The 26614-nt window shown below is 63.0% G+C and carries 29 protein-coding genes; 14 read left to right on the forward strand and 15 right to left on the reverse strand.

The features are described 5' to 3' along the window. Positions 1 to 74 precede the first annotated feature (74 nt). Positions 75 to 1094 (reverse strand): alpha/beta hydrolase, encoded by a 1020-nt coding sequence (locus H4V96_RS08165; RefSeq protein ID WP_196856038.1) that lies wholly within the window; start codon positions 1092 to 1094, stop codon positions 75 to 77. A gap of 105 nt (positions 1095 to 1199) precedes the next feature. Then, positions 1200 to 2090 (reverse strand): LysR family transcriptional regulator ArgP, encoded by an 891-nt coding sequence (locus tag H4V96_RS08170; RefSeq protein WP_196856037.1) that lies wholly within the window; start codon positions 2088 to 2090, stop codon positions 1200 to 1202. A gap of 204 nt (positions 2091 to 2294) precedes the next feature. Between H4V96_RS08170 and H4V96_RS08175 the strand changes: the two genes are divergently transcribed. Then, the gene (locus H4V96_RS08175) at positions 2295 to 2900 is read left to right on the forward strand and encodes a LysE/ArgO family amino acid transporter (RefSeq protein ID WP_010397097.1); all 606 of its coding nucleotides are present in this window, start codon (positions 2295 to 2297) and stop codon (positions 2898 to 2900) included. A gap of 18 nt (positions 2901 to 2918) precedes the next feature. Here H4V96_RS08175 and H4V96_RS08180 read toward each other — a convergent pair whose 3' ends face one another. Continuing rightward, positions 2919 to 4361: a coniferyl aldehyde dehydrogenase gene (locus H4V96_RS08180; protein ID WP_196856036.1), complete on the reverse strand. Its 1443-nt coding sequence runs from the start codon at positions 4359 to 4361 to the stop codon at positions 2919 to 2921. A 147-nt stretch (positions 4362 to 4508) separates the two neighbouring features. Here H4V96_RS08180 and trxC point away from each other — a divergent pair, with 147 nt between their 5' ends. Further along, on the forward strand, positions 4509 to 4961 hold the full coding sequence (gene trxC / locus H4V96_RS08185; RefSeq protein WP_070346969.1) for a thioredoxin TrxC: 453 nt from the start codon (positions 4509 to 4511) through the stop codon (positions 4959 to 4961). 225 nt (positions 4962 to 5186) lie between these two features. Further along, positions 5187 to 5513 carry a hypothetical protein gene (locus H4V96_RS08190; RefSeq protein WP_196856035.1) on the forward strand — a complete coding sequence of 109 codons (327 nt, stop codon included), beginning with the start codon at positions 5187 to 5189 and terminating at the stop codon, positions 5511 to 5513. Between the two features lie 13 nt (positions 5514 to 5526). Here H4V96_RS08190 and H4V96_RS08195 read toward each other — a convergent pair whose 3' ends face one another. Next, entirely contained in the window at positions 5527 to 6696 is a 1170-nt protein-coding gene (locus tag H4V96_RS08195; protein ID WP_029496322.1) for a multidrug effflux MFS transporter, read from the reverse strand. Between the two features lie 191 nt (positions 6697 to 6887). Here H4V96_RS08195 and epsC point away from each other — a divergent pair, with 191 nt between their 5' ends. After that, the gene (gene epsC, locus H4V96_RS08200; protein WP_280720850.1) at positions 6888 to 7826 is read left to right on the forward strand and encodes a serine O-acetyltransferase EpsC; all 939 of its coding nucleotides are present in this window, start codon (positions 6888 to 6890) and stop codon (positions 7824 to 7826) included. A gap of 147 nt (positions 7827 to 7973) precedes the next feature. On the opposite strand, the gene H4V96_RS08205 is transcribed toward epsC, so the two are convergent. From H4V96_RS08205 to H4V96_RS08220, 4 genes are read right to left on the reverse strand one after another with little or no spacing between them, the layout of a single operon-like run. Next, a complete protein-coding gene (locus tag H4V96_RS08205) occupies positions 7974 to 8135 on the reverse strand; it encodes a hypothetical protein (RefSeq protein WP_157998717.1) in 162 nt (53 codons plus the stop codon). 25 nt (positions 8136 to 8160) lie between these two features. Then, positions 8161 to 9552 (reverse strand): LLM class flavin-dependent oxidoreductase, encoded by a 1392-nt coding sequence (locus H4V96_RS08210; RefSeq protein WP_010397107.1) that lies wholly within the window; start codon positions 9550 to 9552, stop codon positions 8161 to 8163. Between the two features lie 3 nt (positions 9553 to 9555). Next, the gene (locus H4V96_RS08215; protein WP_010397108.1) at positions 9556 to 10395 is read right to left on the reverse strand and encodes a MetQ/NlpA family ABC transporter substrate-binding protein; all 840 of its coding nucleotides are present in this window, start codon (positions 10393 to 10395) and stop codon (positions 9556 to 9558) included. Positions 10396 to 10416: 21 nt separating this feature from the next. Next, complete coding sequence (locus H4V96_RS08220) at positions 10417 to 11631, reverse strand: acyl-CoA dehydrogenase family protein (RefSeq protein ID WP_196856033.1); 1215 nt, start codon at positions 11629 to 11631, stop codon at positions 10417 to 10419. 254 nt (positions 11632 to 11885) lie between these two features. Here H4V96_RS08220 and ssuE point away from each other — a divergent pair, with 254 nt between their 5' ends. The 5 genes from ssuE to H4V96_RS08245 are packed head-to-tail and all read left to right on the forward strand — an operon-like array spanning position 11886 to position 16358. Then, entirely contained in the window at positions 11886 to 12506 is a 621-nt protein-coding gene (ssuE, locus tag H4V96_RS08225; protein WP_196856032.1) for an NADPH-dependent FMN reductase, read from the forward strand. Between the two features lie 24 nt (positions 12507 to 12530). After that, positions 12531 to 13535: a sulfonate ABC transporter substrate-binding protein gene (locus tag H4V96_RS08230; protein ID WP_280720851.1), complete on the forward strand. Its 1005-nt coding sequence runs from the start codon at positions 12531 to 12533 to the stop codon at positions 13533 to 13535. A gap of 12 nt (positions 13536 to 13547) precedes the next feature. Then, on the forward strand, positions 13548 to 14708 hold the full coding sequence (gene ssuD, locus H4V96_RS08235) for an FMNH2-dependent alkanesulfonate monooxygenase (RefSeq protein ID WP_010397117.1): 1161 nt from the start codon (positions 13548 to 13550) through the stop codon (positions 14706 to 14708). 1 nt (position 14709) lies between these two features. Further along, positions 14710 to 15507 carry an aliphatic sulfonate ABC transporter permease SsuC gene (gene ssuC / locus H4V96_RS08240; RefSeq protein WP_196856030.1) on the forward strand — a complete coding sequence of 266 codons (798 nt, stop codon included), beginning with the start codon at positions 14710 to 14712 and terminating at the stop codon, positions 15505 to 15507. A gap of 35 nt (positions 15508 to 15542) precedes the next feature. Further along, the gene (locus H4V96_RS08245) at positions 15543 to 16358 is read left to right on the forward strand and encodes an ATP-binding cassette domain-containing protein (RefSeq protein WP_070347042.1); all 816 of its coding nucleotides are present in this window, start codon (positions 15543 to 15545) and stop codon (positions 16356 to 16358) included. Between the two features lie 509 nt (positions 16359 to 16867). Here the strand turns inward: H4V96_RS08245 and H4V96_RS08250 are convergent. Further along, complete coding sequence (locus H4V96_RS08250) at positions 16868 to 17041, reverse strand: hypothetical protein (protein ID WP_280720852.1); 174 nt, start codon at positions 17039 to 17041, stop codon at positions 16868 to 16870. A 57-nt stretch (positions 17042 to 17098) separates the two neighbouring features. On the opposite strand from H4V96_RS08250, the gene H4V96_RS08255 reads away from it, so the two are divergent. Genes H4V96_RS08255 through H4V96_RS08265 form a run of 3 tightly spaced genes read left to right on the forward strand, consistent with a single transcriptional unit; the run spans position 17099 to position 20856 of the window. Then, the gene (locus tag H4V96_RS08255; RefSeq protein ID WP_280720853.1) at positions 17099 to 18487 is read left to right on the forward strand and encodes an OmpA family protein; all 1389 of its coding nucleotides are present in this window, start codon (positions 17099 to 17101) and stop codon (positions 18485 to 18487) included. A gap of 15 nt (positions 18488 to 18502) precedes the next feature. Then, the gene (locus H4V96_RS08260) at positions 18503 to 20026 is read left to right on the forward strand and encodes a hypothetical protein (RefSeq protein WP_010397126.1); all 1524 of its coding nucleotides are present in this window, start codon (positions 18503 to 18505) and stop codon (positions 20024 to 20026) included. Then, positions 20023 to 20856: a hypothetical protein gene (locus tag H4V96_RS08265; RefSeq protein ID WP_196856028.1), complete on the forward strand. Its 834-nt coding sequence runs from the start codon at positions 20023 to 20025 to the stop codon at positions 20854 to 20856. The genes H4V96_RS08260 and H4V96_RS08265 overlap by 4 nt, the downstream gene beginning before the upstream one ends. A 32-nt stretch (positions 20857 to 20888) precedes the next feature. On the opposite strand, the gene H4V96_RS08270 is transcribed toward H4V96_RS08265, so the two are convergent. Continuing rightward, positions 20889 to 21602 (reverse strand): HAD family hydrolase, encoded by a 714-nt coding sequence (locus H4V96_RS08270; protein WP_196856027.1) that lies wholly within the window; start codon positions 21600 to 21602, stop codon positions 20889 to 20891. 128 nt (positions 21603 to 21730) lie between these two features. On the opposite strand from H4V96_RS08270, the gene H4V96_RS08275 reads away from it, so the two are divergent. Continuing rightward, positions 21731 to 22561, forward strand: coding sequence for a hypothetical protein (locus H4V96_RS08275; protein ID WP_196856026.1), 831 nt, complete (start codon positions 21731 to 21733; stop codon positions 22559 to 22561). 189 nt (positions 22562 to 22750) lie between these two features. Continuing rightward, positions 22751 to 23290 carry a gamma carbonic anhydrase family protein gene (locus tag H4V96_RS08280; protein ID WP_010397133.1) on the forward strand — a complete coding sequence of 180 codons (540 nt, stop codon included), beginning with the start codon at positions 22751 to 22753 and terminating at the stop codon, positions 23288 to 23290. A 43-nt stretch (positions 23291 to 23333) separates the two neighbouring features. On the opposite strand, the gene H4V96_RS08285 is transcribed toward H4V96_RS08280, so the two are convergent. The 5 genes from H4V96_RS08285 to H4V96_RS08305 form a co-directional block, all read right to left on the reverse strand. After that, positions 23334 to 23651, reverse strand: a complete 318-nt coding sequence (locus H4V96_RS08285) for a DUF3144 domain-containing protein (protein ID WP_196856025.1) — start codon at positions 23649 to 23651, stop codon at positions 23334 to 23336. A gap of 71 nt (positions 23652 to 23722) precedes the next feature. Continuing rightward, positions 23723 to 24193, reverse strand: a complete 471-nt coding sequence (locus tag H4V96_RS08290; RefSeq protein WP_196856059.1) for a gluconokinase — start codon at positions 24191 to 24193, stop codon at positions 23723 to 23725. 32 nt (positions 24194 to 24225) lie between these two features. After that, the gene (locus tag H4V96_RS08295; protein ID WP_280720854.1) at positions 24226 to 24681 is read right to left on the reverse strand and encodes an OmpA family protein; all 456 of its coding nucleotides are present in this window, start codon (positions 24679 to 24681) and stop codon (positions 24226 to 24228) included. Then, positions 24587 to 25993: a diguanylate cyclase gene (locus tag H4V96_RS08300; RefSeq protein WP_280720855.1), complete on the reverse strand. Its 1407-nt coding sequence runs from the start codon at positions 25991 to 25993 to the stop codon at positions 24587 to 24589. The genes H4V96_RS08295 and H4V96_RS08300 overlap by 95 nt, the downstream gene beginning before the upstream one ends. Then, positions 25990 to 26583, reverse strand: coding sequence for a YfiR family protein (locus tag H4V96_RS08305; RefSeq protein ID WP_280720856.1), 594 nt, complete (start codon positions 26581 to 26583; stop codon positions 25990 to 25992). The genes H4V96_RS08300 and H4V96_RS08305 overlap by 4 nt, the downstream gene beginning before the upstream one ends. Positions 26584 to 26614: the final 31 nt, after the last annotated feature.

Here is a 26614-nt window from a genome sequence, read left to right on the forward strand (position 1 = left end):
CGCTGCGCTGCGCTGAGTTTAGCTGGTGCAGCGTCGTGCGCCCGAGCAGAGCGGTCTTTTCAGAGCGTCCTTCTTTAAGGGGCGGAGGTTTTGTCGTGGGTGCGCGCCGCGGCCGTCTGCGTGGTGGCGCTTTGCGCCGTTGCGGCAGGTAAGGGCGTGGCGGGGATTTGCCGCGCGTGCGTGCCCGCGCCCGTGTCAGCTGTCAGCACGCTATCGACCTTGCTGTTGGCGTCGATAAAGGCGCTCACGGCGTCCAGCGTGGGCGCCAGCATGCGCAAGGGACTGGCCAGAGAGGCGACCAAGGTGGTGTGGCTGACCTTGGCAAAATACGTTTCCGTCACGGGCCGGTGCAAAGCCCGCAAGGCCTTGGCCAGTCCTGCCGTGTTGCGTTGCGGATTGACCAGTTTATCCTGTCCGGGCAGGGGAGCGATCAGCAGGGCGGGCGGCGCTTCGGCAGTCACGTGGTAGATGGGCTGCGAAGAGGCGGGCGTGTCCGGGTAAAAGAAAACGGGCTGGGCGGTGGTATTTTCGATCGGCAGGAAATCATACGGACCGGCCAAGCCTATCCAGCCCTGCAAATCGTGCGGGCGCATGCCGTGGCGCGCCAGCAGGCTGGCATCGAGCGCTACCATCGCTGCATTGTAGGCGCCGGCGCTATGGCCCATGACGAACAAGCGGGCGGGGTCGCCGCCATGGCGGCCAGACTCCATCGCCGCCCATGCCACGGCGCGGGCCGCATCCTGCAAGATTTCGGGGTAGTGCGCGTGTGGATATAGCCGGTAGTCGGCGATCACGGCCAGGTAGCCGCGCGCAGCGAGCGCGTGGCCAACGAAGGCATAGTCGGCGCGCTCGCCCGTCGTCCAGTTGCCACCATAAAAGAACACCACCACGGGCACGGGGCCGGTGCGCATTTTTGGAGCATAGACGTCGAGTTTTTGCCGTGGCAGGGGGCCGTAGGGCAGGCCCAGCGTCACTTGCGAGGCGCTGCCGGACGACAAGGCATTGATGGCACCCAAGGGTGAACAGGCGACCAGGCTGGCAGCGAGCGGGATGGCCGCCAGCACGCCGAGCATGGTGGTGCGCAGGATCGTCATGTTGGCTCCTGATGCTTGTGGATGATGCTTGCAGTGTAGGCCATGCAGGGCAGGGCAGGCGAGGGGAAGTTGCTGTCTGTCATAGATAACGATTGCATGCGTCGCTCAATTCTGCAACAGCCATTTGCGTGCCGTGGCGATGACGGCGTCCGACAAGGTGCGCGTCAGGGGCGTCTGGATATCCCAGGCATGCCAGGTCAGTGGCACGTCGAGCGCCTGCCCGGCTGCCACGTCGACCAGCCGGCCGGCGGCCAGCGCCGTTTCCGCCTGTAGCAGCGGTACCATGCCATAGGCATAGCCTGCTTCGATGAAGCGCACGAAGTCGCGCGCCGAGCCCAGTACATGGTGCGGATAGCGGCCCGCGTAGCCGAGGCGGTGCTGCAGATAGCGCTCGTGCAGGGCATCCTTGCTACCAAACGTGATGGCCGGCGCCTGGCTGACAGCTTCTACCGTAAAACCGTGAGGAAACCATTGCTGCGCGAACGCGGGCGACGCTACGCACAGGTAGCGCATGCCGCCCAGCGGCGTGGCCGTGGTGCCGGCCACCAGGTCGTCGGCACTGGTAACGCAGGCAAACACGCGGCCTTCGCGCAACTGGCTCAGGGTGTGGTCCTGGTCGTCGAGGCGGATATCGAGCAGGCAGGACGGCGGCGACAGCAGCGGCCCCAGCGCTTCCGGGATCCAGGTGGCCGCGCTGTCGGCGTTGACGGCGATGGCCAGCTCCGGCAATTGCGTGGTGGGGCCAGGCTGAGCGTCGAGCGCCGCTTCGAGCAGCTTGACTTGGCGGTAGTGGGCGATCAGGCGTTGCCCCGCTTGCGTGGGCAGGGGCGGGTGGCTGCGGATGATCAACAGGGTGCCTTCCAGGTTTTCCAGTGTGCGGATGCGCTGCGACACAGCCGGCTGGCTGATCGCCAGCGCTTGCGCGGCCTTTTCAAAACTGCCCAGGCCGATCACGGCGTCGAGGGCGGCCAATCCACGGTAATCGACGACGCGCATAAGATTCTCTTATATATGTTTAGAATCATTAATTATACTTATATTTACTTTTTCTTTACACTGTTGAAATAGGGTAACAACTCCACTCTCCCGCGCGGTCCTCCTGGTTCCGCTACACCCTCTACCTACCTCTGATGACTTTGCCGTTGCCGGCAGAGCGTGGGCGACCGTGCGCGTGATGGAAAGCAATATAAAGGATGCAATATGGACAGCGCAATTTTCTTGAAAGGCATGGGGCTCGGAGCGAGCCTGATCGTGGCCATCGGCACGCAAAACGCATTCTTGCTCAAGCAGGGTTTAAGGCGTCATTACGTGCTCACCTGCATACTCGTGTGTCTGCTGTGCGACGCCATCCTGATCACGGCCGGCGTGGCCGGCATGGGTACGTTTATTGCCGACAATCCCAATTTCCTGCTGTGGGCCAAGGCCGGCGGCGCCACCTTCCTGATCGCGTATGGCTTGCGTGCTGCCAAGTCGGCCTGGCGTCCCACGGCCATGGCGGTGTCGGCCGCCAAGGCCCCCGAAGGCTATTGGGCCGTGATCGGCGCGGCACTGGCGTTCAGCCTGCTCAACCCGCACGCCTTCCTCGATACGGTCATCCTGCTTGGCTCGATCGGCGGCCAGCATGAAGGCGTGGGACGCTTTTACTTCGCCGGCGGCGCCATCATGGCTTCGGCCCTGTGGTTCTTCCTGCTCGGTTTTGGCGCCCGCTATCTGGCGCCCGTGTTTGCCAAGCCCATGGCTTGGCGCGTGCTCGACGGCATCATCGCCTTTGTCATGTGGGCCATTGCCGCCTCGCTGTTCCTGTAAAACATCAGCTGTAAAGCATCAACGTGTCAGGAAGGCCAGCACGCGGCTGGCCAGTTTGCCATACGGCGGCCACAGCAGTGTCAAAGCGCTGTAGCGCGCTTGGTAAAACACCGGGCGCAGCTTGCTGAAGGTGTGGAAGCCTTCCACGCCATGATAGTGACCCATGCCCGATTCGCCCACGCCGCCAAAGGGCAGATCGTGCTGGCCCACGTGGTACAGGGCATCGTTGACGGACACGCCGCCCGACATCACGCGCTCGATCAGGCGCTGCACGGTGTCTGCGTCGTTGCTGAACGGGTAGATCGCCAGTGGGCGTGGCCCCGCGTTGATGCTGTCGATCACGGTGTCAAGCTTGGTATAGCCCCGCAGCGGCAGGATGGGGCCAAAGATTTCCCTCTGCAGCAGCAGACTGTCCTCGGGCGCATCGAGCACGATGTGCGGCGCGATCTTGCGCGTGGCCCGGTCGTAGCTTGGCCCCGGCAACAGCGAAATCACTTGCGCACCGCGGTCGCGCGCGTCGTCCAGCGCCAGCAGCAAGCGCTCAAAAGCGGCCTCGTCGATGATGGAAGTGTAGTCGGGCGTGTCCAGCCGCGGGTAGCGCTTGGGCATGATGGTGCGCGCGTGCGCGACGAAGGCGGCGATGCTGGCCTCGGGCAGCCAGGCGTGGTCGACGCTGGTGCAGATTTGCCCTGCGTTCAGATACTTGACGAACAAGATGCGCTCGGCTGCCATGCGCAAGTCGACATCGGCGCAGACGATGGCCGGTGCCTTGCCGCCCAGTTCCAGGGTGACCGGGCATAGATTGCGCGCTGCTGCGGCCATGACGGCGCGCCCCGTCTGGCCGGAGCCGGTAAACAGCAGGTGGTCGAACGGCAGTTGCGAGAAAGCCACGCCCACGCCGCCTGTCTCTTCAAAAAACTGCAATTTTTCCGGCGGAAAGTAGGCGGGCATCTTGTCGATCAGCAGCCGGCTCAGATGGCGCGAGTTCTCGCTCATCTTGACCATGGCACGGTTGCCGGCGGCAAAGATGTAGGTCAACGGCACCAGGCTCAGGTTCACGGGGAAATTCCACGGCACGATGACGCCCACCACCCCCAGTGGCTGGGGCAGCACGCGGTTGCGGGCGCCCAGGAAATTGCGCCTATCGACGCTGCGGCGCTGCGGCTGCATCCACTTTTTTAAGTGTTTCAGTACATGGGCGATGCCGTCGGTGGCGGGAAAGATCTCCGCGAGCAAGGTTTCGTGCCGCGAGCGGTTGCCATAATCGGCACTGATCGCCTCGCAGAGCGCTTCTTTATGCTCGCCGATGAAGCGCTGCAGGGTTTGCAGGTCGCGCTTGCGCTCGGCAAGCGTGGGTACGGGGTGGAGCAAGTAGGCGGCACGTTGCAAGGCCAGGGCGGCATCGAGTTCTGCGTGCGCCGGCTTGCTGCTCAAATCCATGTTTTTTGCGACATCAGGCATTGTTTTCCTTGGCTGGGCGGGCAAGATGCGCGCCGTTCCAGCACACTATAGTGGAGTATTGACGCAGGCGCTGCCAGCGTGCCGACAGCGCTGCACGATAAGCCGTAAAATATCGCTCAACTTTACGCTACGTTCCCCAGGAATGCCATGACCTCGACCACGCCAGACTGCCTGCACATCGTTTGCCCCCATTGTGATGCCGTCAACCGCCTGCCGCACGACCGGCTCAACGCGCAACCGACCTGCGGCAAGTGCCAGAAGGATTTATTCATGGGCCAGCCCGTGGACCTGGCCAGCGCCCGTTTCCTCAAGCATATCGAGCGCAGCGACATTCCCGTACTGGTCGATTTCTGGGCGCCGTGGTGCGGTCCGTGCCGCAGCATGGCACCATTCTATGTCCAGGCCGCCAAAACCCTGGAGCCGGCGTTTCGCGTCGTCAAGGTCAATACGCAAGCGTCGCCGGACCTGGGCAGCCGTTTCAATATCCGTAGCATTCCCACGCTGGCCCTGTTCGTGCGCGGCGTGGAAGTGGCGCGCCAGCCGGGCGCCATCGATGCCCATGCCATCATCGCCTGGGCCAGGGGCCAGGCGCGTCGCTAGGCGCGTGGGGAAACGCGTCAGCTTTCCCGTCTTACATTGACCATGACGCCATGCAGCAGGGCGTCCGATGCTCAAACCCGGGCAGAAATATCTGGCCATGCGGGGCGACGTGCAGCGCCGCGGGTTTGCCCGAGCTACCCGCATCACTGAGTGTTCGTTCGCTAACAGACGCCTCGCTGTTCCCTGCGTAGTCTTGCCCCATGATGTATCACACAGGGAGCAGCCATGCAGGGATATAGCGGGCAAGACGTCGGGAAGACGGGCGAACAAGGTAAACAAGGTGAAGAAGGTGAACAAGCGCGCCGTGAATTCATTGCCGAACTGTGGCGGCGCTTTGAAACCTTGCAGGAATGGGCAGTCCATCACTGGCCGGATCAGCAACATCCGCTCAGTTCGGCTGACTTCGTCGAGGCGCGCAAGGAACTGTTAAGTTTGCGTTCGCCGGCCGGGCCGTTGAAGCAGCCGTTGAAGCAGCCGTTGCAGCAGAATGAAGCGGAACCGGAGCAGGGCGGCGCGCAATATTTGGACGTCACGCCTGCGCCCTGGCCGTAATCGGACCTGCGCGTTAGCGCTTACCCTGCGCAAACACCCAGCACAATAGCGCCACCAGCAATCCCGCCATCACGCCATACGCCAGGTTCAGGGCGCTGTCGAACAGCAGCGGCGCCACCAAGCCCGACACCAGCGCGAACAGCAGCATCTGGATGAACGACTGCATCGACGAGGCCAGGCCGCTGTTGTTGGGGAAGTGGTTCAGGGCCATCAGCGTCATCGGAGGCATGGCAAGGGACAGGGCGAACGAATAGAAGAACAGGGGCAGCACGGCCCATGGCACTTCGGCGGCGAAGACAACGTTGTAGCCGATGTTGGCCAGCGCTGCCAGCAGCATCAGGATGAAGCCGGCCCAGATCATCTGGCGCTGGCTGATGCGATGGGCGATTTTCGCCGACAGGGCCGAGCCGAACACCATGCCGCCAATTAAGGGAATGAACAGCCAGGCGAATGCCGTTTCGGGCAAATGCAGGATGTTGATGATGAAGTAGGCGGCCGAGCCGATATACAGGGCGAAGCCGCCAAAGGCGGCGCCGATGGCCGTCGACAGCAGCAGGAACTGGCGGTGGCACAGCACTTTCCAGTAATTGACGGCGATGTCGCCCAAGTGGAAGGCATGGCGCTGCTGCTTCGGCAGGCTTTCCGGCAGCGCGCGCCAGACGACGAGGAACATCAGTACGCCGAAGGCCGTGAGGAACCAGAAGATCGCCCGCCAGCCCAGCGACACTTGCAGCCAGCCACCCAGCACGGGGGCGATGGCCGGCGCCAGGGCGAATACCATCATGATGTGCGAGAGGATTTTTTGCGCAGCGGCGCCCGAATAGCGGTCTTGCACGATGGCGCGGCCGATCACGGAGCCGGCGCCCGCCGACAGGCCCTGCAGCACGCGCCAGGCCAGCAGCCAGCCCAGCGACGGCGCCAGCGCGGCGCCCACGGAGGCGATCACATACATTACCAGCGAGACGAGAATCACGGGACGGCGGCCGAACGAATCGGACAGGGTGCCGTAGAACAGCATCATGAAGGCGAAGGTGAACAGGAAAAAACTCAGGGTTTGCTGCACCAGCAGGGGGCTGGCATTGAAATCGTGCGCGATGGCGGGAAAAGACGGCAGGTAGGTATCAATTGCAAGCGGTCCGACCATCGCCAGGCCCGCTAAAATCCAGGTTAATAATTTAGTCATGTTGAAGATTTGTTTTGTTAGCCCGTCATTTTACGCTAGTCACTGGAATCGGGTCAGGCGCGCGCCTTGCTGGTCAACGATATGCGTTTTCCGCATATCTAAGCGCAGAATCCTTCGTTGGCTTCGCCCCTCGCCGCCATTATGCTAGGGCGACCCGGCTTGTTGGCCGTTTTTTTTGGAAGTGACACGCCATGCACAGCATTGATCCCGCAGCGCCCGCCGACGACACGCCCCAGTGGAACCTGGGGCCCGTGATCCAGGCGCTACGCATCTCGCGCGAAGACAAGCACAAGATCCGCCATAACGGCAGGGTGCGCGAACTGCCGTCGCGCGAAGCGCTCACCAGCATCGTCAACGGCTTGTCGGCAGCGCTGTTCCCCACGCATTACGGGCGGCCCAACCTGACGGACGAAAGCATCGACTACTTTGTCGGCGACACACTCAATACCACCCTGAACCGGCTCAGCGAGCAGGTGCGCCGTGGCCTGTTATTTTCCGGACCGCCCGGCGATGAGGGCGCAGACGCCAGCGACGATGTGGCCCTGGCGCTGCAGGCGCGCGATATCACGCGCGCCTTTGCCGCCAGCTTGCCCGATATCCGCGCCCTGCTGGTGTCGGACGTGCAAGCCGCCTACGCCGGCGACCCGGCCGCCACCTCGGTGGCCGAGATCATGCTGTGCTACCCGGGCACCATCGCCATCTTGTACCACCGCCTGGCGCACCGCCTGCACGCGCTCGGTGCTCCGTTCCTGGCGCGCCTGATCGCCGACATCGCGCACAGCCTGACGGGCATCGACATTCACCCGGGCGCGCACATCGGCGCGTCTTTCTTCATCGATCACGGCACCGGCGTGGTGATCGGCGAGACGGCCATTATCGGCCAGCGCGTGCGCCTGTACCAGGCCGTCACCCTGGGCGCCAAGCGTTTTCCTGCCGATGCTTCCGGCGCCCTGATCAAGGGTACGCCGCGCCATCCCATCGTCGCAGATGACGTGGTCATTTACGCGGGCGCGACCGTGCTGGGGCGTATTACCATCGGCGCGGGATCGACCATCGGGGGCAATGTATGGCTGACGCAGAGCGTGCCAGCGAACAGCAATGTATCGCAGGCGCAGATGCGCAACGATTGAAGCGATTCCGAGAAAACGTCGATCGCGGCGGCGCTGCATCGCTGCGCCTTGGCCTGCCAGCGTACGCTCTGCTGCGCCGTGCAGTGCCTGGCCCGGTACGTTGTTCAGGCACGCTCGCAATACGCGAGTACGCGTTTTACTGCGGCGTCAGCGCTTTTCCTGTTCCAGGCGGGCGTCGAGCCGGGTGTGCGCGGCCGCTACGTAAGCGCGGCACGCCTGCGGCTCGATAAAGGCATCGCTGCCGCGCGTGGCGCTCGCCTCCAGCCGCTGCCAAAGCTGCGACGCTTCCGGATGCGCCGAGATGAGCACGTCGCAGGGCAGTTTATCTGCTACGTCAGGCCGCTGCCAGAGCGGCGCTGTCGGAGGCGATGCTGACCTGGCGTCCCGCATGGCCTTCGGGCAGTCGCGGGCCTTGGCCGAAGACCTTGTGGCGCAAGCTGCCTTGCTTGTAATGGGTGCGATAGCGGCCGCGCCGCTGCAGTTCTGGCACGATGTATTGCACCACGTCGGCCATGCTGTCGTGCGCCACGGCGAAGGCCAGATTGAAGCCGTCGATACCCGTCTCGGTTATCCAGCTTTCCAGCTGGTCGGCCACCTGACGCGCATCGCCGACGATCACGGGGCCGCGCCCGCCGAGGCCGATGTATTGGGCCGCTTCGCGCACCGTCCAGGTGCGATCCGGGTCGGCCTGGCTGAAGGAGGCCAGCGCCGAGCGGCCCGCCGGGGAATCGATGTAGTCGATGGTGGCGTCGAGCCGATAGCGGCTGAAATCGACGCCGGTCCAGCCCGACAACAGTACCAGCGCCGCCTCGATATTGATGTGCCGCAGATAATCGGCGTGTTTTGCGCGCGCTTCATCTTCGGTGGCGCCGGTGATGATAAGCGCCTGCGCATAGATCAGCAGCGCATCGCCATCGCGTCCCGCTAGCCGCACGGCGGCGCGCAAGTCGTCGGCGTAGTGCTTGACCACTGTTTTGCTGGGGCCACTGACAAAGGTCGCCTCCGCATGGCGCGCCGCGAAGCGCGTGCCGCGCGGCGAGGTACCGGCCTGGTACAGCAGCGGCGTGCGTTGCGGCGATGGTTCGCATAAATGGATGCCTGGCACCTGGTAATGGCGCCCCACGTGATTGATCGGGTGCACGCGGGCAGGGTCGGCGTAGATGCCGCGCACCTTGTCGTTGACGACGGCATCATCGTCCCAGCTCTTTTCCCACAGCTTGTAGACGACCTCCAGGTATTCGTCGGCCAAGTCGTAGCGTTCGTCGTGGCCCAGTTGCTGGTTTAGGCCCAGGTTGCGCGCCGCGCTATCGAGGTAGCCAGTGACGATATTCCAGCCGACGCGCCCGCCAGTGAGATGGTCCAGGGTGGACATGCGCCGCGCGAATGTGTACGGATGTTCATAGGTGAGGGCGCAGGTGACGCCGAAACCCAGGTGCGTGGTGGCTTGCGCCATGATGGGCACGAGGGCCAGCGGGTCGTTCAGCGGCACCTGCACGCCGTGTTCCAAGGCCGCATCAAGGCTGCCCCGATATACGTCATACACACCCAGCACGTCGGCCAGGAACACTGCATCGAACAGGCCCGCCTCCAGCAGCCGCGCCAGTTCCGTCCAGTGCTGCGGATCGGTATAGCGGTGGCTGCGGTCGCTCGCATGCGTCCATAGCCCCGGCGACTGGTGGCCGACGGCGTTCATCTGGAAGGCGTTGAAGCGTATCGTTTTGGCCATGGCTTATTTGCTCGCCGCGTTGGCAGCCGTCTGCACGCCTTGCTGGTAATCAGGTTTAGAGTAGCCGGCAAAGTGCTTGTTGGTGATGTCGAGAAATTCGCGCGAGCGGTAGGCTGCCGCCAGGTCTTTCGCAAACTGCTTGTCCTTGTCGGCCGTGCGCACGGCCACCAGGTTGATGTAGTTGGGCGAGATTTTCTCGGTCAGCAGCGCATCGCTCAGTTTCAGCCCGGAAGCCAATGCGTAATTGCCGTTGATGAAGGAGTAATCGGTATCGCTCAAGGAACGTGGCAGCTGCGCCGCCTCCAGCGGCAGCAGCTTGATTTTCCGCGTGTTGACGGCGATATCTTTTTCCGATGCGCGCACGGGGTCGAAGCTGGCGCGCAGCTTGATCCATCCCAGCTGATCGAGCAGCACCAGTGCGCGCGCCTGGTTGGTCGGATCGTTCGGCAAGCCCACCGTCGTGCCCTCCTTCACCTCGTCCAGGCTCTTGTGCTTCTTGCTGTAGATGGCAATTGGCGCCGTCGGTATCGTGATCAGGTCCGTCAGCGCCAGCTTGTGTTCGAGCGCGAATTTCTTCAGGTAGACGATATGCTGGAATACGTTGGCATCGAGCGACCCCTCGGCCAGTGCGAAATTGGGCTGGATATAGTCATTGAATTCCACCAGCCTGACCTTGTAGCCCTGTTTTTCCAGGATAGGCTTGATGCCCAGCTTGATCTGGTCCGCGTAGGGACCGGCGCTGGTGCCGATGGTGATGTCTTTCGGGTCCTTGGCGCAGACAAGGCTGCTGGCCAGGGCGAGGCTCAGGGTGGCAAGCAATACGTTGCGGCGGGCGATGGTCATGGTGTCTCCTTGGTGGGTAAGTTATGAGTACGCGGTTGGCTCGGGCAGCGTGCCAGTCAAGGCAAAGCGCCCCAGGTCGCGCAGCTTGTAGTCGATGGGGTCGTGCAGGGTATGCACGCGCACGTTGCGCCAGTAGCGGTCGAAGCCATATTGGGCAGAGGTGGAACGGGCGCCCGTCAGTTCGAACATCTGGCTGCTGATTTCCAGCCCCGCCTTGTGCGCCAGGCACTTTGCTTCGGCCACGGAGACGGCCAGCAAGCCCCGTTCGTGCGCCGTGACCAGCGATCCCTTGCGCAACACGGTTTCCAGTGCCTGCGCCGCCGCGTCGGCCAGCACTTGCGCGGGGCGCAGCAGCAGCCAAAGCTGGCCGTAGCGGTGCTGTATCAAAGGGTCGTCCGTGGCTTGTGCCACGCCCGCGGCAAACCAGGCTTTCGCCTGCTCGCGCGTATAGCGGCGTGCCGCCTCGAATGCGCCCTCGGCGATGCCCAGATAGAGATTCGCCATGATCAGTTGCGCGACCTGCGAGCGCACGCTCGCTTGCGGCGTAGCTGCCTGCGCGGGCGCCTGCAGCACCAGTTCCTGCGGCAATGCGACGCGATGAAAATGTACATTGCCGCTATCCGTCTGGCGCTGGCCGAAGGCATCCCAGTCCGCCTGCACGCTCACGCCATCCTGGCGCGTGGGCAGGGCGGCGATCAGCGCCGTTTGTGTGGGCGCGTGCCAGGCCGAAACCGTCAGCCAGTCGGACCCCACGGAGCCGGAAGAAAAGCTCTTGATGCTGTCGAGGAGGTAGCCGTCATCGCTGTCGATGGCCCTGACTCGCTTGTCGAGTGGATTCAAGGCATTGCCCCAGAAAAGGCGTTCATCGACGGTGAGGGCCAGCAAGCGGCGCTGCTGCTGCGCGCTGCCGTACAGCTGCAGGCCGGCCAGTTGCAAATGGTGGAAGCCGAAGATATGGGCCAGTGCGCTGTCGGCGCGCGCCAGGATGCGGATCACCTGGTACACCAGGGGCCAGGATGCGCCCTGGCCGCCGAATTCGACGGGAATCGACAAGGTCAGCAAGCCTGAGTCGCGCAACCACTCGCGTTCCTGGGCCGCATGGCCGCCGGCCTGGTCGCGGGCGTTCGCCGTTTCGGCCAGGCGCGCGGCGAGTGCAGTGGCAATGCTGATGGCGTCCTGCAGCAGCTCCTGTGCGGGGCGCTGGGGGCGGGTAGTGTGGAGGAAAGCGCTAGACATGGATGACATTCCAGAAAGACGATGCAGCCGATAGTGCACCGCCAGGCGTGCGCCGTACACGAAGAAAACCGCGCATGGATATGCGAAAAAAGGCGCACGGCCCCCGGCGCCTTCGCGTGCGGGGCGTCAAGCCCGGATAGTCAAAAAACGCATGTCGAAGCGCGAAAGCATTCGTTTTGCCGGGCCGCTGATGGCGATAGGCTGCAAGCATCCGAGTAACTCCATCTTCGACAACCTGCAGGGACGGACATCACATGAGCATCTTGTTATTGGGCGGTAGCCCACAACTACCATCGAGTTCCAGCCGCTTGCTGCTGCATATCGGCGAACAACTGGCGCTACAGGGCCACAGCTACGCCAAGCTGCATGTGCGCGACCTGCCGGCGCGTGCCCTGCTGCTGGCCGAACATGACGACGTGACGATTGCCCGTGCCGTGCGCGCCGTGGCCGACGCCGATGCCATCGTGATCGCCACGCCGATCTACAAGGCGTCTTATACGGGTTTGCTGAAAGCCTTTCTCGACCTGCTGCCGCAAGATGGCCTGGCCGGCAAGCTGGTGCTGCCGCTGGCCACGGGCGGCGGCCACGCCCATGCCCTGGCGCTGGATTATGCGCTGCGCCCCGTGCTGCAGGCGCTGGGCGCCAAGCAGGTGTTCACCAGCATTTACGCCCATGCGCAGCAGCTGGCATGGCACGCAGAGCAGGGCCTGAGCCTGGACGCGCAGATTGCCGAGCGCGTGCAAGCCGGAATCGAAGAACTCTCCAATGGCCTGTTCGTGCTGCAGGGGCAGCGCCCGCCAGCGGCGGCTGATGCTTCAATACCCGGCCGCTCGCTGAAAGACCAGCCCTATGCGCCGCAATGTCAAGCCGCCTGATTATTTACCGACCAAGGAACTGCCATGACACATCGCCATGCACAACGACTCTCGCGCCGTACCACTTTGGGCCTGCTGTTTGCCGCCGCTGCCGGCGTGATGGCGGCCGGCATGCCGGCTGCGGCGCTCGCGCAGCCCAAGGGGGAGGTGCAGGTGCGTATTGGTTACCAGAAGTATGGCACCCTGGCCCTGCTCAAGGGGCGCGGCACGCTCGATAAACGCCTCGCCGAGCAGGGCGTGGGCGTGAAATGGACCGAGTTTCCGGCCGGCCCGGTGCTGCTCGAAGGGCTCAATGTGGGCAGTATCGACTTCGGCACCGTGGGCGAGGCACCGCCCATCTTTGCGCAGGCAGCCGGCGCCAACCTGGTGTATGTCGGCAATGAGCCGGCGTCGCCGGCCAGCGAAGCCATCGTCGTGCCCAAGGGCTCGGGCCTGCGCACGCTGGCAGACTTGAAGGGCAAGAAGGTTGCTCTGAACAAGGGCTCGAATGTGCATTACCTGCTGTTGACAGCACTGGAAAAGGCCGGCGTCGCGTATGCCGACATCCAGCCTGTGTTCCTGCCGCCAGCCGATGCGCGCGCCGCCTTCGAGCGCGGTAGCGTGGACGCCTGGGCCATCTGGGACCCGTTCCTGGCGGCCGCCGAAAAGCAGCTGGGCGCGCGCGTGCTGGCCGATGGCAAAGGCCTGGTGGCGAACTATCAGTTTTACCTGGCGTCGCGCACCTATGCGGAAAAAAATCCCGAGATCTTGCGCATCGTGCTCGATGAAGTGGCCAAGGTCGATGAATGGGGTCGCAACAATCCGCACGAAGTGGCGACGATTTTGTCGGCGCAGACGGGCCTGAGCACGGAAGTGGTGGCGCTGGCAGCTTCGCGCTATGCCTACGGCGTCAAACCCGTGTCGGTCGACGTCATGGCTTCGCAGCAAAGGGTGGCCGATGCGTTTGCCAGCCTGAAGCTGATTCCAAAACCGATCAGCGTCAAGGATGCGCTGCTGCCGGCGCGCCAGCTGGCTACCAGCGCAAAATAAGGAATAAATACCATGTCATTCAATATCTTCTGGTTCATCCCGACCCACGGCGACAGCCGTTACCTGGGCACGTCGCAGGGAGCGCGCCCTGTCGATGCCGATTATTTGCGCCAGGTGGCTGTCGCCGCCGATACGCTGGGCTATGACGGCGTGCTGTTGCCCACGGGGCGCTCCTGCGAAGACGCGTGGGTGGTTGCCTCGTCCCTGATCAGCGTGACGCAAAAGCTGAAGTTCCTGGTCGCCGTGCGTCCCGGTCTGTCCACGCCCGGCCTGGCCGTGCGCATGGCGTCAACGTTTGACCGTCTGTCGAACGGGCGCCTCTTGATCAACGTCGTCACGGGCGGCGACCAGGGCGAGCTGGAAGCGGACGGCCTGTTTGCCGACCATGCCAAGCGCTATGAAATCTCCGATGAATTCATCAAGGTGTGGCGCGCCACGCTGGCGGGCGAGGGCGGCGAGGCCGGCTACGATTTCGAGGGCAAGCATATCCAGGTGAAGGGTGCGAAAACCCTGTATCCACCCGTGCAAAAGCCGTATCCGCCGCTGTATTTCGGCGGTTCGTCGGAGCCGGCGCATGCACTGGCCGCCGAGCAGATGGACGTCTACCTGACGTGGGGCGAGCCGCCCGCTGCCGTCGCCGAGAAAATCGCCGACATCCGCTCGCGTGCGGCAAAAATAGGCCGCACAGTCCGGTTTGGCATCCGATTGCATGTGATCGTGCGCGAAACCAACGAGGCGGCCTGGCGCGCGGCCGATGAACTGATCAGCCATCTGGATGACGACATCATCGCCAAGGCGCAGGCGGCTTTCGGCAAAATGGATTCCGTGGGCCAGCAGCGCATGGCGGCCCTGCATGGCGGGCGACGCGACAAGCTCGAAGTGTCGCCGAATCTGTGGGCCGGCGTGGGCCTGGTGCGTGGTGGTGCCGGCACCGCCCTGGTCGGCGATGCGCCCACGGTGGTGGCGCGCATGCAGCAATACGCGGACCTGGGCATCGATACCTTTATTTTCTCGGGCTACCCGCATCTGGAAGAGTCGTACCGCTTCGCCGAACTGGTGTTCCCGCTGCTGGGCAAGGGCAAGGCTGCGGGTGAGCAGTCCTTGAGCGGCCCTTTCGGCGAAGTCATGGCCAGCAATATCGTGCCGGTCGCGCCGCAAAAAAAGGTGGCCTGAGATGGCTGCCGGCACCATAAAACGGGCCAGTAGCGCGCCGTGGCCTTCGCTACGTCACGCACTGGCGCCGTGGGCCTTGCCCGCGCTGCTGCTGGCGTGGCAACTGGCCGCGCAATGGGGCTGGCTGTCGAGCCGCATCTTGCCCGAGCCATGGGCCGTGGCGAAGGCTTTCTGGCACTTGGCTGCATCGGGCGAACTGTGGCTGCACCTGAAAACGAGCTTGTGGCGCGCCACGCTCGGTTTTGGCATCGGCGCGGGACTCGGTTTGCTGCTGGGCCTAGTCACGGGCAGCTTCCGCCAGGCGGAAACCTTGCTCGACACGACATTGCAAATGGTGCGCAACATCCCGGCGCTGGCCCTGATCCCGCTGGTGATCCTGTGGTTTGGCATCGACGAGACGGCCAAGCTGTTTCTGCTGGCCGTCGGCGTGTTCTTTCCCGTCTATCTGAACACCTTCCATGGTATCCGATCGGCTGACCAGGACTTGATCGAGATGGCGAAAAGCTACGGCCTGTCGGGCTGGCCGCTATACCGCGACGTGATACTGCCGGCCGCCATGCCTTCCATCCTGGTAGGCGTGCGCTTTTCGCTGGGACTCGTGTGGGTGCTGTTGATCGTCGCCGAAACCATTTCGGCGCAGGCCGGCATCGGTTACATGACCATGAATGCGCGCGAATTTCTGCAAACGGACGTGGTGCTGGTGGGGATCTTGCTGTACGCCTTGCTGGGCAAGCTGGCCGATTTGTTTTCTCGGGCGCTGGAACGCCACTGCCTGCGCTGGAATCGCGCCTACCAATAGTGACCAATAGTGACGCAATCAGGAAAGAAAATATCATGCTGCTCGCCCCTATCCAGATCGAAACAGATTTGTTGTCGCACTTCGTGCAATACGGCCCGGCGAGCCCGATGCCGCAGGCGAAGACGGTGCCGTGCGCTCCCTTGCAGCGCTGCGGCGTACCCTTGGCACTGACGAAGCTGACTAAGTCATATACCAGCCGTCGCGTGCTGGATAACGTCGACCTGCAGCTGGAAGCGGGCGAGTTCGTCGCCATCGTCGGGCGCAGCGGCTGTGGCAAGAGCACCTTGCTGCGCTCGATCGCGGGCCTGGAAAACATCGATGAAGGCAAGATCGCCATCGGCAGCGGCGTGGGCGCACCCGACATCCGCATCATGTTCCAGGAATCGCGCTTGTTGCCGTGGAAGACGGTGCTAGCCAACGTGGCGCTGGGTTTGCCGCGCTGCGTCGGCGCGGCGGCGGCCTCGCTGTGGACCGTGGGCCTGGCCGAGCGTGCCGACGACTGGCCGGCTTCCCTGTCGGGCGGGCAGAAACAGCGCGTGGCGCTGGCGCGCGCCCTCGTGCACGAGCCGCAATTGCTGCTGCTCGACGAGCCCCTGGGGGCGCTCGACGCGCTCACGCGCATCGAAATGCAGCAGTTGATCGAGTCGCTGTGGCTGGCGCGCGGTTTCACGGCCGTGCTGGTGACGCATGATGTGGCTGAAGCGGTGGCGCTGGCCGACCGCGTGCTGCTGATCGAGGATGGCCGCATCACATTCGATGTGCGCGTGGATTTGCCGCGCCCCAGGGCGCGTGGCAGTGCGCGCTTCGCCGCGCTGGAGCAGCAGATATTGGCGCGTGTGTTGTCACTTTAGAAGTGTTGCTGACGGGTAAACAAGAAAGTGGCCAAAATCACACGACGACCCGCTGCGTGAAAAAAGTCACTGCCGGCCCCCGCTCCTGCGCGCCGCTGGAAGGCGCAGCAGGCAAGCGTGGCTGCGCTGCAATGCGCATGGAAGCATGCTTTCGGCAATTCCAACGACAATGTGGCAGCTTTTTGGAGGGCGCGAGCGAGGCGCGCCGGCAGGAAAATTGCGGGCCTGAATACTTTCTATATAGAACTAAAAATTTCCAAAAAACGGTCGGAATATGAGAACATGCAGATATTGAGTGTTTAGTAAGTATTCATCTTGACGCATTATTGCGCGCCATGGGGGATATTCGTATCTGTTCCTGTCACGAGAAAGAGCCCGTTTTGATTCCATTTTCCTTGCAAGCGGGTGCCAAGCGCATGCCCTTACGTTTTGGGCTGAAAATCCTCACCGCTGCCATTTGCGCAAGCACCGTTTCTGGTTGCGCCACCGACCCCCGTACCGGCCAGCCCTCATTTAAAGAAACCTTTGCCAGCGAAGACCCTTGTTCGAATAATGCACGCAATGTCGGCATTGCCGTCGGTGCAATTGCGGGGTTGGTGATCGGTAATCAATTCAAGCACTCGGATAAAAGTCGCTTGATTGGCGCCGTCTTGGGCGGGGCAGTTGGCGGCTTGATCGGTCATGATATGGATGCGCGTCGTTGCGCCCTGGCGAAAATTGCCAAGCAATATGACCTGGATATGAAGATATCGACTGTGGGCGCCAATGGCAGCGTACTTGACGATGCCGCCCTCAATGCGAACGCGAATGGCGCCGATATCCGCAAGAGCGCAGTCGGTTCGGTGGTGGAAGTGCGTGGGCAGGGCGTCAATGGCGGCCATTTTGAATTGAATTCCGATCAGTTGACGGAACGCGCGCAAAACTATTTCTCCGCGATTGCCGATTCCTATAATGCGCGTACCATGACGGCCGATATCCAGGATCCGAAAAAGAAGGCGGAATACCTGGCGCAGATAGCCGCGCGCAAGATTCTGTTGATTGGCCATACGGACGATACGGGCAATTCGCGCCTGAATGCCGATTTATCCGAGCGCCGCGCGCGGGCTGTTTCGGCGTATATGGAAAAGCGCGGCATTCCGAAGCATTCGCTGTATTTCCAGGGCGCCGGCGAGGCCTATCCTGTGGCCGACAATGCCACCGAGGCAGGCCGCGAACTGAATCGCCGCGTGGAAATCGTGGAATTGGCCAACCAGGCCAGTTTCGACACCTATTTGACGGCGCGCAAGCCCCGTTACGATCTGTACCGTAGTACGCCCATCGCGCCTGCCGCCGTCGTCGACGTGGCCGCACGCGGCACGCCGGCCGTTGCGGCGCGCAAGCCGGCCAAAACGAGCAAGGACAATGCCCGCGTCGCGGCCAATGCGCCGCCTGCAGTGGCGACAGCGGGCGCTGCAGCCAGTGCGGACACGGTGGCCAGCGCCCCTGCCGCTACCGCGCCGCGCGCCAGCAACTCCAAGGGCGGCAAGGCGGACAGCGATGCGGGTCAGGCCATCGATTTTGGCGGCGTGCCGTACACCACCTCGGTCAACCTGGCCAATGTGGGCCAGGCTATGCCGAAGCGCCCGTCCTTCTCGCTGATCAGCACCGCCTATGCATCGGAACCGCTGGTCATGACCGATTGCCGCCGCGACCGTCCGCGTGCCTCGAATGCCGTCAAGGCCTTGGCTGATGGCAAGGTCTATTCGACCAGCGAATTCATGCCTGGCCTGTATGGCAAGACTTGGACGGACCAGGTCAATGGACACCAGATCGTCATCAACAAGGTCTCGGTATTGGCCGTCGATGGCGCGCTGGCCAATCCGCCGCAATTCAAGGTCTATACCAATTACAATCCGGCCAAGCGCAACAGCGGGCAGGCGGAGATAAGCGTATCGCCGGAGGTAAATACCTATCTGGGCGAGAACGGTCTGCTGTATCGCATGTTCCTGAACGGACGTGCGGGCTTGGAATGCGTCGATATCGTGTTTGGCAAGGACGGCGCCAATGCCGCCAAGGCCGGCACGCTGGTCTATACGCGCGCGGAAAAAACCTATGCCGCCGATTTCAAACCAAGAATTTATCAAAAATAATACAGGGAACCTGAAATGAAAGAATTTATTGCAAGCTATCCACTGGCGGCGTGGAGTATTGTCAGCGTCTTGCTGGCGGCAGTGGCGATTACCGTCCTGTGGGAAAAGGTCAAATGGTGGTGGTTCAATACCTGGGTCAGTTTCCCCGTCGTGGGCCGCATTGCCGCCTTGTCGCGCGATGCGAATGAAGACAGCAGTTATCCGGGCTGGTTTTCCGGCGAGCGCACCTTGTGCCAGGAGTACAAGAATTTCGTTCATGTGCAGGACGAACACGATTTCAATGAGAAAGTTACGTACCTGACCAAGGCTGGCGATAATGGCCGCAAAAACACGCCGGGCTGGATTTGGCTGTTGACGGTATCGACGGTGTTTGTCGAGGCACTGGGTTTCTCGTATGTGTTGGCCGGCTATACGATTCCTGGCGCTAGCGAGAATCTCCAGCAAAACGGTGCCTATGGCATCGCCTTTCTCATTTCCGTGATCCTGGTGGCATTTACCCACTTTGCCGGACACGAACTGTATAAATCAGGCCGCATCAAGAATGCGCGCCGTGAATGGATCGAGGACAAGCGCCGCGAAAAGCTGTTTACGGGCACCATTCCGCTGGCGCGCGACCAGTCGCAGGATGATGGCATGCCGTCGTACACGCAGTTGTGCAACCGCGTGGGTGCGCATCCCGGCTATGTCGTCAGTATCGCTACCTTGGTGATCGTGCTGGTGATCGCCGGTTTCGCCACCTATGTGCGCGGCCAGGTGCTGGAAAAGGAATTGGCGCACCGCGTCAGCACCGTCAGCGCCGAGATCGACCACAACAGCCGCGCCGCCAGCGACAGCCTGGACATGCAGCAAGTGGCGCTGCCCGATGCGGATGCGGTTTCGAACAACGACGCCGACAAGAAAGTGGCGGCCGATGAAGCCAAGATCGACGGTCGTGGCGGCTGGGCTACTTTTATCATCCTTGCCGTGGTGTTTGTCTTCCTGCAATTGCTGGGCGTGATCTTTGGCTACCGCTGGGGCTTTGCGGGCGAAAACAGCGCGCAGGCGTTCGCCGCCATGGGTGGTGGCCGTTATGCCACGTATTCGGCCGTGCGCGAGCACTACCGCCGCATCGCCGATACGGCACAAGCCAAATTGGCGGTCTTGCAGCAGCGCATCATGGCCAATAACAGCAATGTGGGCACCTCGGGCCAGCACCTGAGCAAGACCTTCCGCGACTATGTGCAGGAAGCGCGCACGGCCGACCATCGCGACCGCAACCACGAGCGCGAGCATGCCCGCGAGGAAGCGGCCCGTGCCGCCGCCAAGCCGGCTCCGGCGCCCGTCCCTGCGCCTGAGCCCGTCAAGGCTGTGGTGCAGGCGGACGCGCCGCAACTGGCCGACATCCTGCGCCAGCTCGATGCCCTCGGCGAGGACAAGGAAGCGAAGAAACAGTTGATCGGCGCCTTACCGATGCAGCTGCATGCGCAAGTGCTCGCCACCCTGAAACAGCAAAAGGAAGAGCGCAAATCGCGCGATGCTGAGCTGGAGGACCTGTTATGAAATGGTTGTTGCCTGTAGTTCAGCTGCTGCTGGCCGGTGCCGCCGTGGCCGGTCCCGGCGATGCCTTGCGCAGCTGCTATGACAGCAAGAATCTGCCTGCCGCCGGCAAGCCGACGACGCAGCTGTTCGTCGCCATCGACCAGACGACGCCGCTCGATACCAGCCTCAAGCAACTGGTGGCGGACAATGTCAAGCCATTCCTGGTCCCCGGCAATGCGTTTGCCGTGGTGACGTTTTCCGCCTACACGCAGGGCCGTTATACGGAAGTGATCGCTTCGGGCGCGCTCGACACGCTGCTGCAGCCGGGGCAACGCGACGATATTTCCAAGCCCATGCTGTCGAAGTTCGATCAATGCACGACGCGCCAGGCGCAGCAGGCCGCGCAACTGATGGGCAAGGCGCTGCGCAGTGCCTTTGATAACACCAGCAGCGATATCGCAAAGTCGGACGTGTTGGCCAGCATTAAGGCCATTTCGGCGATGGTGCAGCAATCGCCGACGCAAAACAAGGTCGTGCTGATCGTCTCGGACATGCTGGAAAATTCATCGGTGGCCAATTTCTATGCCGACCAGGGCAGGGCCGTGCGCAAGATCGATTCCATCAAGGAGATGCGCACGATCGAGGAAAACCAGATGCTGGCCGATTTCGGCGGCGCCCGCGTGTACGTGATCGGCGCCGGCCTGCTGGCCGCCGACGGGCAAAAGAGCAAGACCTACCGCGATCCGAAGACCATGCAGGCGCTGGCCGGTTTCTGGGCCAGCTATATGCAGAAATCCAAGGCACAACTGGTGGAATTTGGACAGCCGGCGCTGCTGAATCGCATCCACTAGACCGCTACGCTACGTCACACCACGCCGCGCTGTCAGCCGGCGCCGGTCTTCTCCGGCGCCACGTCCTCAAGTACGATAAATCCTTCCTCATCGAGCCTTGCCGCGATGGCGGTATAGCTGGCGATGCTGGCGTGCCGCGTAGCGAGCGGGTGCGCATGCGTGGCGGTGACGACGATGACTTTCGCGCCAGCCGCCTCGCCGGCCTCGATGCCGACGCACGCATCTTCGAACACCAGGCAGTCGGAGGGCGCCACGCCCAGTTTTTGCGCCGCCAGCAGGTAGCAATCGGGTTGGGGTTTGCCCGCATTTACGTCTTGCGCCGTCACCATGATGGCAGGAATCGGCATGCCAGCTGCCTTCAGGCGTGCCGTCGCCAGTGCGCGCGGCGCCGACGTGACGATGGCCCATTGCGCCGGCGGCAGCGATTGTAAAAAGCGCAGCGCGCCGGCAATTTCAATAATTCCTTCCACGTCGATGATTTCAGCATCCGTGATGCCTTGCGACTCGCGTTGCGCGTCGACGCCGGGCAGGCACAGCTTGGCGATGGTGTCGACCGAACGCGCGCCGTGGATGGTGGGCAGGAACGCTGCCACGTCGAGGCCCTGGCGCTGCGCCCAGGCGCCCCAGATGCGTTCGGCGGCGGCGATGGAGTTGATGACGGTGCCATCCATGTCAAACAGAAAAGCCCTGTAGCGGCCGGCGGCCGATGGCGGTGGCGCAGACAGCGGCGAGGGCAGTGCGGACATGGCTTCCTTTCAGGTGATGGGCTCGCTGCCATTGTAACCGTACGGTAGCAGCGATTCTTTCCATTTTGCCAGTCTTGGCATTACACTGATGCTTTCTGCTGTTTCAACCTTGATCGGGAGCCGGGCCGATGCTGCAAGCGCAAGCGCTGGATAATCGACTGGTCGCCACCAGTGCCGACGACGTGCTGGTCGACCGTATCGTGCCCGGCGCGCCGTTGGTCATCGCCTTCGGCTTCGTCTCGTGGACCACGCGCCCCGCCTTCGATTTTTATGGACGCTTGCGCAAGCTCGAACAGGCCAGCGGCCAGCCGCTGAACAAAATCCTCGTGCGCGATTCCGGCAATGCCTGGTATCACCGCCGCATCGCCGGCCTGGGCAGCCATGTCGATGAAACGGCGCAAGCCCTGCGCGAGCTGGTGCGCCGCATCGCGCCAAGCCAGGTCGCGACCATCGGGCAGTCCATGGGCGCCTACGCGGCCGTGATGTTTGGCTTGCTGCTCGAGGCACAGCAGATCGTCGCCTTTGGCCCCTTGTCCTTTCTCGACGTGCAGCAGGCGCGCTTGTACCATGAGCTGCGCTGGCTGACCGTGATGGAGTCGCTGGCGCAGGATGCGCCTGCCTCGGGCTACTACGACCTGGCGGCCCTGTGCCGTGCCAGGGCGACGCAGCAGACGCATTTGCACCTGCTGTTCGGCACGCGGCCGGACGCGGCCCGACCGAACGCGGCCCGACCGGACGCGGCCAGCGCCGGAGGCAGTGCCAGCATCAGCGCCAGCGAATCGGTCAACCTCGACGCCATGCACGCGCAGCGCCTGGCAGCCTTCGGCCGCTGCACCCTGTACCCGTTTCCCGATGCAGGCCACACGGTGGTGCAGCACCTGATCGACACGCAGCGCATCAACGGCTTGCTGGCGGCATGCGTACTCGGCCTCACGCTGGCGCCCGAGTCGATTTCCTAGGTCAGCGCCGTATGGAACAATGGATGGCAGCAATGGAGGGCGGAAAACCTGCGCCAGCATACGGTTGCTGCGCTACTGCACAGCATGGCTTTTTGCATGCCAGCAGCGTCGCCGCCATGACGCCGCTGGTATCTTGCCGTGCCGGCTTGGTGTGAGATTTGTTGTTTAATGTGATGAAGAGAGAGATCAATGCCTGTCAGTTCCTACCTCAATACCCGCCCCGTACTGGGCGAACGCGTCTACCTGCATGATACGGCGCAAGTGATTGGCGATGTGCAGATCGGCGACGACTGTTCCATCTGGTGCAATAGCGTGCTGCGCGGCGACGTGAACCGCATCGTTATCGGCGAGGGTAGCAATATCCAGGACTTTTCCATGGGCCATGTGTCGCACAAGAATGCGGCCAAGCCCGACGGTTCGCCTTTGACCATAGGCAAGTACGTGACCATCGGCCACTCCGTGATCTTGCATGGCTGCAACATCGGCGATGAATGCCTGATCGGCATGGGCAGCATTGTCATGGATGACGTGGTGGTGGAAAAACACGTGATGCTGGGCGCGGGCAGCCTGGTGTCGCCGGGCAAGGTGCTCGAAAGCGGGCATCTGTACGTGGGCCGGCCCGCCGCCAAGGTACGCCCGTTAACGGAAGCGGAGATCGCCTACCTGCGTTATTCGGCCGAGCATTACGTACGCGTGAAAAACAATTATCTGGCGGGCCCGTCCAGTTGAAGGCGAACACGATGCCGGTGATGGCCCCGGCCGGCTGCTGACATCAACCCTTGGGGGCCGAAGATGGTTGCGTGTACTTGTCGAAATTGTTGATGTAGTCGTTGAAGTTATCGTTCAGCATGCGCTTGTACTGTTCCGTAAAGAAAGCTACGGCGCCTTCCTTCTCTTCCTGCATCTTGGCCACATCCTCGCTCTTGCTGGCGACGAGGAAGGCGTTGAAGCGTGCGGCCGCGTACAACAGCGAGGTGGCTACTTCATTGCCGCCGCTATGCATGCATTGTTCATTGGCCAGGGCGATGACCTGATCGGCGCGTTCCCAGAATTCCGGGCCCGGTGCTGGTTTGGTGGTAGGTGTGGTCATAAAAATTCCTCATGAAAGTACGCTCCAGTCTACACAGCGCTCTACGGGCTGTCCAGCCGCGTGGCTGCCGCTCAGGGCGCTCGCAGGATCTGTGCCAGCAAAACGGCTAGCGGCTGGCAGATATCGAGCACGATGCCGGTCTCGTCCGCTTGCAGTGGTTGCAGGGTGGCCAGCTGGCTATCGAGCAGGCTGGGCGGCATGAAATGCCCGGCTCGCTGCATGCGGCGCGACAGCACGTCGCGCGGGCCGTCCAGGTGGACAAAGCGCAGGGCCGGGTCGCCTACGCGCAGCACGTCGCGGTAGCTGCGTTTCAGGGCCGAGCACGATAGCACCAGGCCGCTGCCTTGCGCGCGGGCCGCGGCGATCTGCTCGCGCAGCGCGGCCAGCCAGCCGGCACGGTCGGCATCGTCGAGTGGCATGCCAGCAGCCATCTTGGTCACGTTTTCCGGCGCATGCAGGTCGTCGCCTTCCACGTAGGGTACGCCCAGCGCGCCGGCCAGCAGGCTGCCGACGGCGCTCTTGCCGCAGCCGGACACGCCCATCACGACCCAGCGCGCGAGGGGCACGCCCGCGTTCACGGGGCCGAAATGATGACGGTGACGCGGCGGTTTTCGGCCTTGCCCGCCTTGCTGGCGTTCGAGGCTACCGGTTTGCTCATGCCCAGGCCCTTGACGATGATGTTGTCGCGTGCGATACCCGAGGCGCTCATGTCGTCGGCCACCACGTTGGCGCGCGCCAGCGATAGCTTGTTGTTATACGCTTCCGGGCCTTCGTTATCCGTATGGCCTTCCACGCGCATGTGTGTGATGCCCACTTTCAGCAAGGCGGCGCTGATTTTCTGGATGGCGCTGCGGCTCTGTGGCGTCAGCTTGGCGGCATCGAATTCGAACAGCAGCTTGTCGGTAAAGCTCAGTTCCCAGCCTTCGTCGGTCTGCTTAAAGCCTTGTTCTTGCAAGGTGGCGACTTGCTCGGCGTTGAAGGTGGGCTTGCTCGCTGGCGTGCTCTGGCAGGCGGCCAGCAGGCCCAGCATGAACAGCCCGAGCGAGCCGAGGCCTAATTTTTTGTAAATGAATTGCATGGTATTGCTCCTTGTGGTCAGGGTTGAGTATGGGGTTGCGGCGCGCGTGCCACCTGGCGCGGTACATGGCTGCATCCGCCGCAGCGACCAGCGAGGCAGCGTCGATGGCGTGATCAGGGAAGACGGCCACGCCGATGGTCAGCGAGCTGACGATGCTGTCGCCGGTAGGCAGCTCAATGGCTTGCGTCATGGCGGCGATGATGTTGTCGGCGATGTGCATGGCATCGCTGCTGCTGCGCAGCGGCTTGAGCACGATGGCGAATTCGTCGCCGCCCAGGCGCGCCACCAGGTCGCCCTCGCGCAACTGCTGCTTGATGCGTGTGGCGATCGTCACCAGCACATGGTCGCCCGAGGCATGGCCGAAGCTGTCGTTGATGTACTTGAAGCGGTCGCTGTCGAGGAACAGTACGGCCACTTTGCCAGTGCCGACGCGCGCTTCCAGGATGGCGCATTCCAGCGTCGCTTCCATGAAGGCGCGGTTCGACAGGCCCGTCAGGCTGTCGTGGTTGGCACGGTGCGACAGCGAGGCGTGCTCCTTTTGCAGATGGCTTTGCCACGCTTCCAGTTCGTCGAGCAGGGCGTTGAAGTCGTCATTGATCTGGTTCAGTTCGGCAATATTGGCCGGCGGCACGCGCAGTTCGAAGGAACGGTCGCGCCGTACGCGGTGCGCCGTTTCCGCCAGGTGGCGCAGCGGCGACGTGATTTCGGCTTCCATGCGGCGCGACAGGCGTACGGCGACGGCCAGGCTGAGCACGAGGCAAGCTAACAGGCAGGAGAGACCGCTGAGCAAGAAAGGCAGCAGGCTGCGGCTGTGCGGCACCAGCCTGATGCTGCCGATGGCTTGGTCACTGCGCACGATGGGAAACGTCAACGAATCGGGCAGAATCCAGCCCGTCAGCACGCGTTCGATGGCGTAGCGCGTGCCGTGCTGACCGCGTTCCCAGCGGGCCAGCACCTTGCCAGTCTTGTCGCTCACTTGCGCCTGGTCAATGTCTTCATTCACGCCGATCAAGGCCAGTGCTTCCCTGGCGGCCATGGAGTCGCCAAAGACGACGGCTCCTTCCACTGTGTAGCTCATCGAGCGGGCTACCAGGCGCAGGTTCTGGTCCGAATACACACGCAGGGCCAGCAGGGCCACGGCCGTCAGTGTCAGGCCCGCTGCCAGCACGGCGATGACCGATACGCTCAGGTGGGCGCGCCGCAGCACGCTGTCGAGCGTGGGGCGGGGCTTGCGTGTCAGCTTGGGAAGCATGCTGGCGCTCATGGCGGCGGTGCTTTGCGACGTGCAATTTGCAAGGCGTTCGGATGCACGCGCAGGCCGCTGCGGGCGATGGCGTCGAGATTGACGTCAAAACCGATCTGCGCCTCGGCCAGGCGCAGGCAGAACATGCAGCCGACGGAGCAGGTCGTGCCGGGTTCGGCGACCGACAAAACCGGTTTGCCGATGATCTGCGCCAGCAGACGCTCGCGCTCGCCCTCGGGCAGGCTGCCCAGGTATACGACGTCGCATTCGCTCGCTGCCGCTACCGTCGGCGCGACTTTCACGCGTATGCGCTGGCCCAGGCTGGAGGCGGGTGTGTCGACGATGGCCGCGCCGTAGCGGGGCGCGCCGAGCATGCAGACGCGTACTTCGGGGCGCGCTACGGGCCAGCGCACGTAACTGATGATGCCAAACAGGACCTGGGCTACTTCGGCCGGACGTTTCATGTCGGCTGCCGCACCCGTTTGCGCCCACGCCGCGCCCGGTGCCAGCGTACTGCAGACGAACAGCGTGGCCAGCAGCACGGCGGCCAACAGAGAGGCGAACAGTGCCGGCGGCGCGCTGCGCTGCCGGTGGCAAGGGGAAGAGGGCACGGCGTAGTGTGTCTTTATTCAGGTCCGGTGG

This window comes from Janthinobacterium sp. CG_23.4, from assembly GCF_029892305.1.
Classification (GTDB): domain Bacteria; phylum Pseudomonadota; class Gammaproteobacteria; order Burkholderiales; family Burkholderiaceae_D; genus Janthinobacterium; species Janthinobacterium lividum_D.

Excerpts from the sequence above, each read along its gene's own strand:
- H4V96_RS08175 (WP_010397097.1), top strand. The coding sequence starts at position 2,295 with ATGGACAGCGCAATTTTCTTGAAAGGCATGGGGCTCGGAGCGAGCCTG.
- H4V96_RS08210 (WP_010397107.1), bottom strand. The coding sequence starts at position 9,552 with ATGGCCAAAACGATACGCTTCAACGCCTTCCAGATGAACGCCGTCGGC.
- H4V96_RS08230 (WP_280720851.1), top strand. The coding sequence starts at position 12,531 with ATGACACATCGCCATGCACAACGACTCTCGCGCCGTACCACTTTGGGC.
- H4V96_RS08295 (WP_280720854.1), bottom strand. The coding sequence starts at position 24,681 with ATGCTGGGCCTGCTGGCCGCCTGCCAGAGCACGCCAGCGAGCAAGCCC.
- H4V96_RS08250 (WP_280720852.1), bottom strand. The coding sequence starts at position 17,041 with ATGACCGATCAAGCCGCCAACTGCCCCGCCCAAGACGGCGCCAATCAA.
- ssuE (WP_196856032.1), top strand. The coding sequence starts at position 11,886 with ATGAGCATCTTGTTATTGGGCGGTAGCCCACAACTACCATCGAGTTCC.
- H4V96_RS08220 (WP_196856033.1), bottom strand. The coding sequence starts at position 11,631 with ATGTCTAGCGCTTTCCTCCACACTACCCGCCCCCAGCGCCCCGCACAG.
- H4V96_RS08275 (WP_196856026.1), top strand. The coding sequence starts at position 21,731 with ATGCTGCAAGCGCAAGCGCTGGATAATCGACTGGTCGCCACCAGTGCC.
- H4V96_RS08195 (WP_029496322.1), bottom strand. The coding sequence starts at position 6,696 with ATGACTAAATTATTAACCTGGATTTTAGCGGGCCTGGCGATGGTCGGA.
- H4V96_RS08260 (WP_010397126.1), top strand. The coding sequence starts at position 18,503 with ATGAAAGAATTTATTGCAAGCTATCCACTGGCGGCGTGGAGTATTGTC.
- ssuC (WP_196856030.1), top strand. The coding sequence starts at position 14,710 with ATGGCTGCCGGCACCATAAAACGGGCCAGTAGCGCGCCGTGGCCTTCG.
- H4V96_RS08170 (WP_196856037.1), bottom strand. The coding sequence starts at position 2,090 with ATGCGCGTCGTCGATTACCGTGGATTGGCCGCCCTCGACGCCGTGATC.
- H4V96_RS08300 (WP_280720855.1), bottom strand. The coding sequence starts at position 25,993 with ATGAGCGCCAGCATGCTTCCCAAGCTGACACGCAAGCCCCGCCCCACG.
- H4V96_RS08190 (WP_196856035.1), top strand. The coding sequence starts at position 5,187 with ATGCAGGGATATAGCGGGCAAGACGTCGGGAAGACGGGCGAACAAGGT.
- H4V96_RS08290 (WP_196856059.1), bottom strand. The coding sequence starts at position 24,193 with ATGGGCGTGTCCGGCTGCGGCAAGAGCGCCGTCGGCAGCCTGCTGGCC.
- H4V96_RS08280 (WP_010397133.1), top strand. The coding sequence starts at position 22,751 with ATGCCTGTCAGTTCCTACCTCAATACCCGCCCCGTACTGGGCGAACGC.
- H4V96_RS08245 (WP_070347042.1), top strand. The coding sequence starts at position 15,543 with ATGCTGCTCGCCCCTATCCAGATCGAAACAGATTTGTTGTCGCACTTC.
- H4V96_RS08165 (WP_196856038.1), bottom strand. The coding sequence starts at position 1,094 with ATGACGATCCTGCGCACCACCATGCTCGGCGTGCTGGCGGCCATCCCG.
- H4V96_RS08285 (WP_196856025.1), bottom strand. The coding sequence starts at position 23,651 with ATGACCACACCTACCACCAAACCAGCACCGGGCCCGGAATTCTGGGAA.
- H4V96_RS08180 (WP_196856036.1), bottom strand. The coding sequence starts at position 4,361 with ATGCCTGATGTCGCAAAAAACATGGATTTGAGCAGCAAGCCGGCGCAC.
- H4V96_RS08215 (WP_010397108.1), bottom strand. The coding sequence starts at position 10,395 with ATGACCATCGCCCGCCGCAACGTATTGCTTGCCACCCTGAGCCTCGCC.
- ssuD (WP_010397117.1), top strand. The coding sequence starts at position 13,548 with ATGTCATTCAATATCTTCTGGTTCATCCCGACCCACGGCGACAGCCGT.
- trxC (WP_070346969.1), top strand. The coding sequence starts at position 4,509 with ATGACCTCGACCACGCCAGACTGCCTGCACATCGTTTGCCCCCATTGT.
- H4V96_RS08265 (WP_196856028.1), top strand. The coding sequence starts at position 20,023 with ATGAAATGGTTGTTGCCTGTAGTTCAGCTGCTGCTGGCCGGTGCCGCC.
- H4V96_RS08270 (WP_196856027.1), bottom strand. The coding sequence starts at position 21,602 with ATGTCCGCACTGCCCTCGCCGCTGTCTGCGCCACCGCCATCGGCCGCC.
- H4V96_RS08255 (WP_280720853.1), top strand. The coding sequence starts at position 17,099 with ATGAAGATATCGACTGTGGGCGCCAATGGCAGCGTACTTGACGATGCC.
- epsC (WP_280720850.1), top strand. The coding sequence starts at position 6,888 with ATGCACAGCATTGATCCCGCAGCGCCCGCCGACGACACGCCCCAGTGG.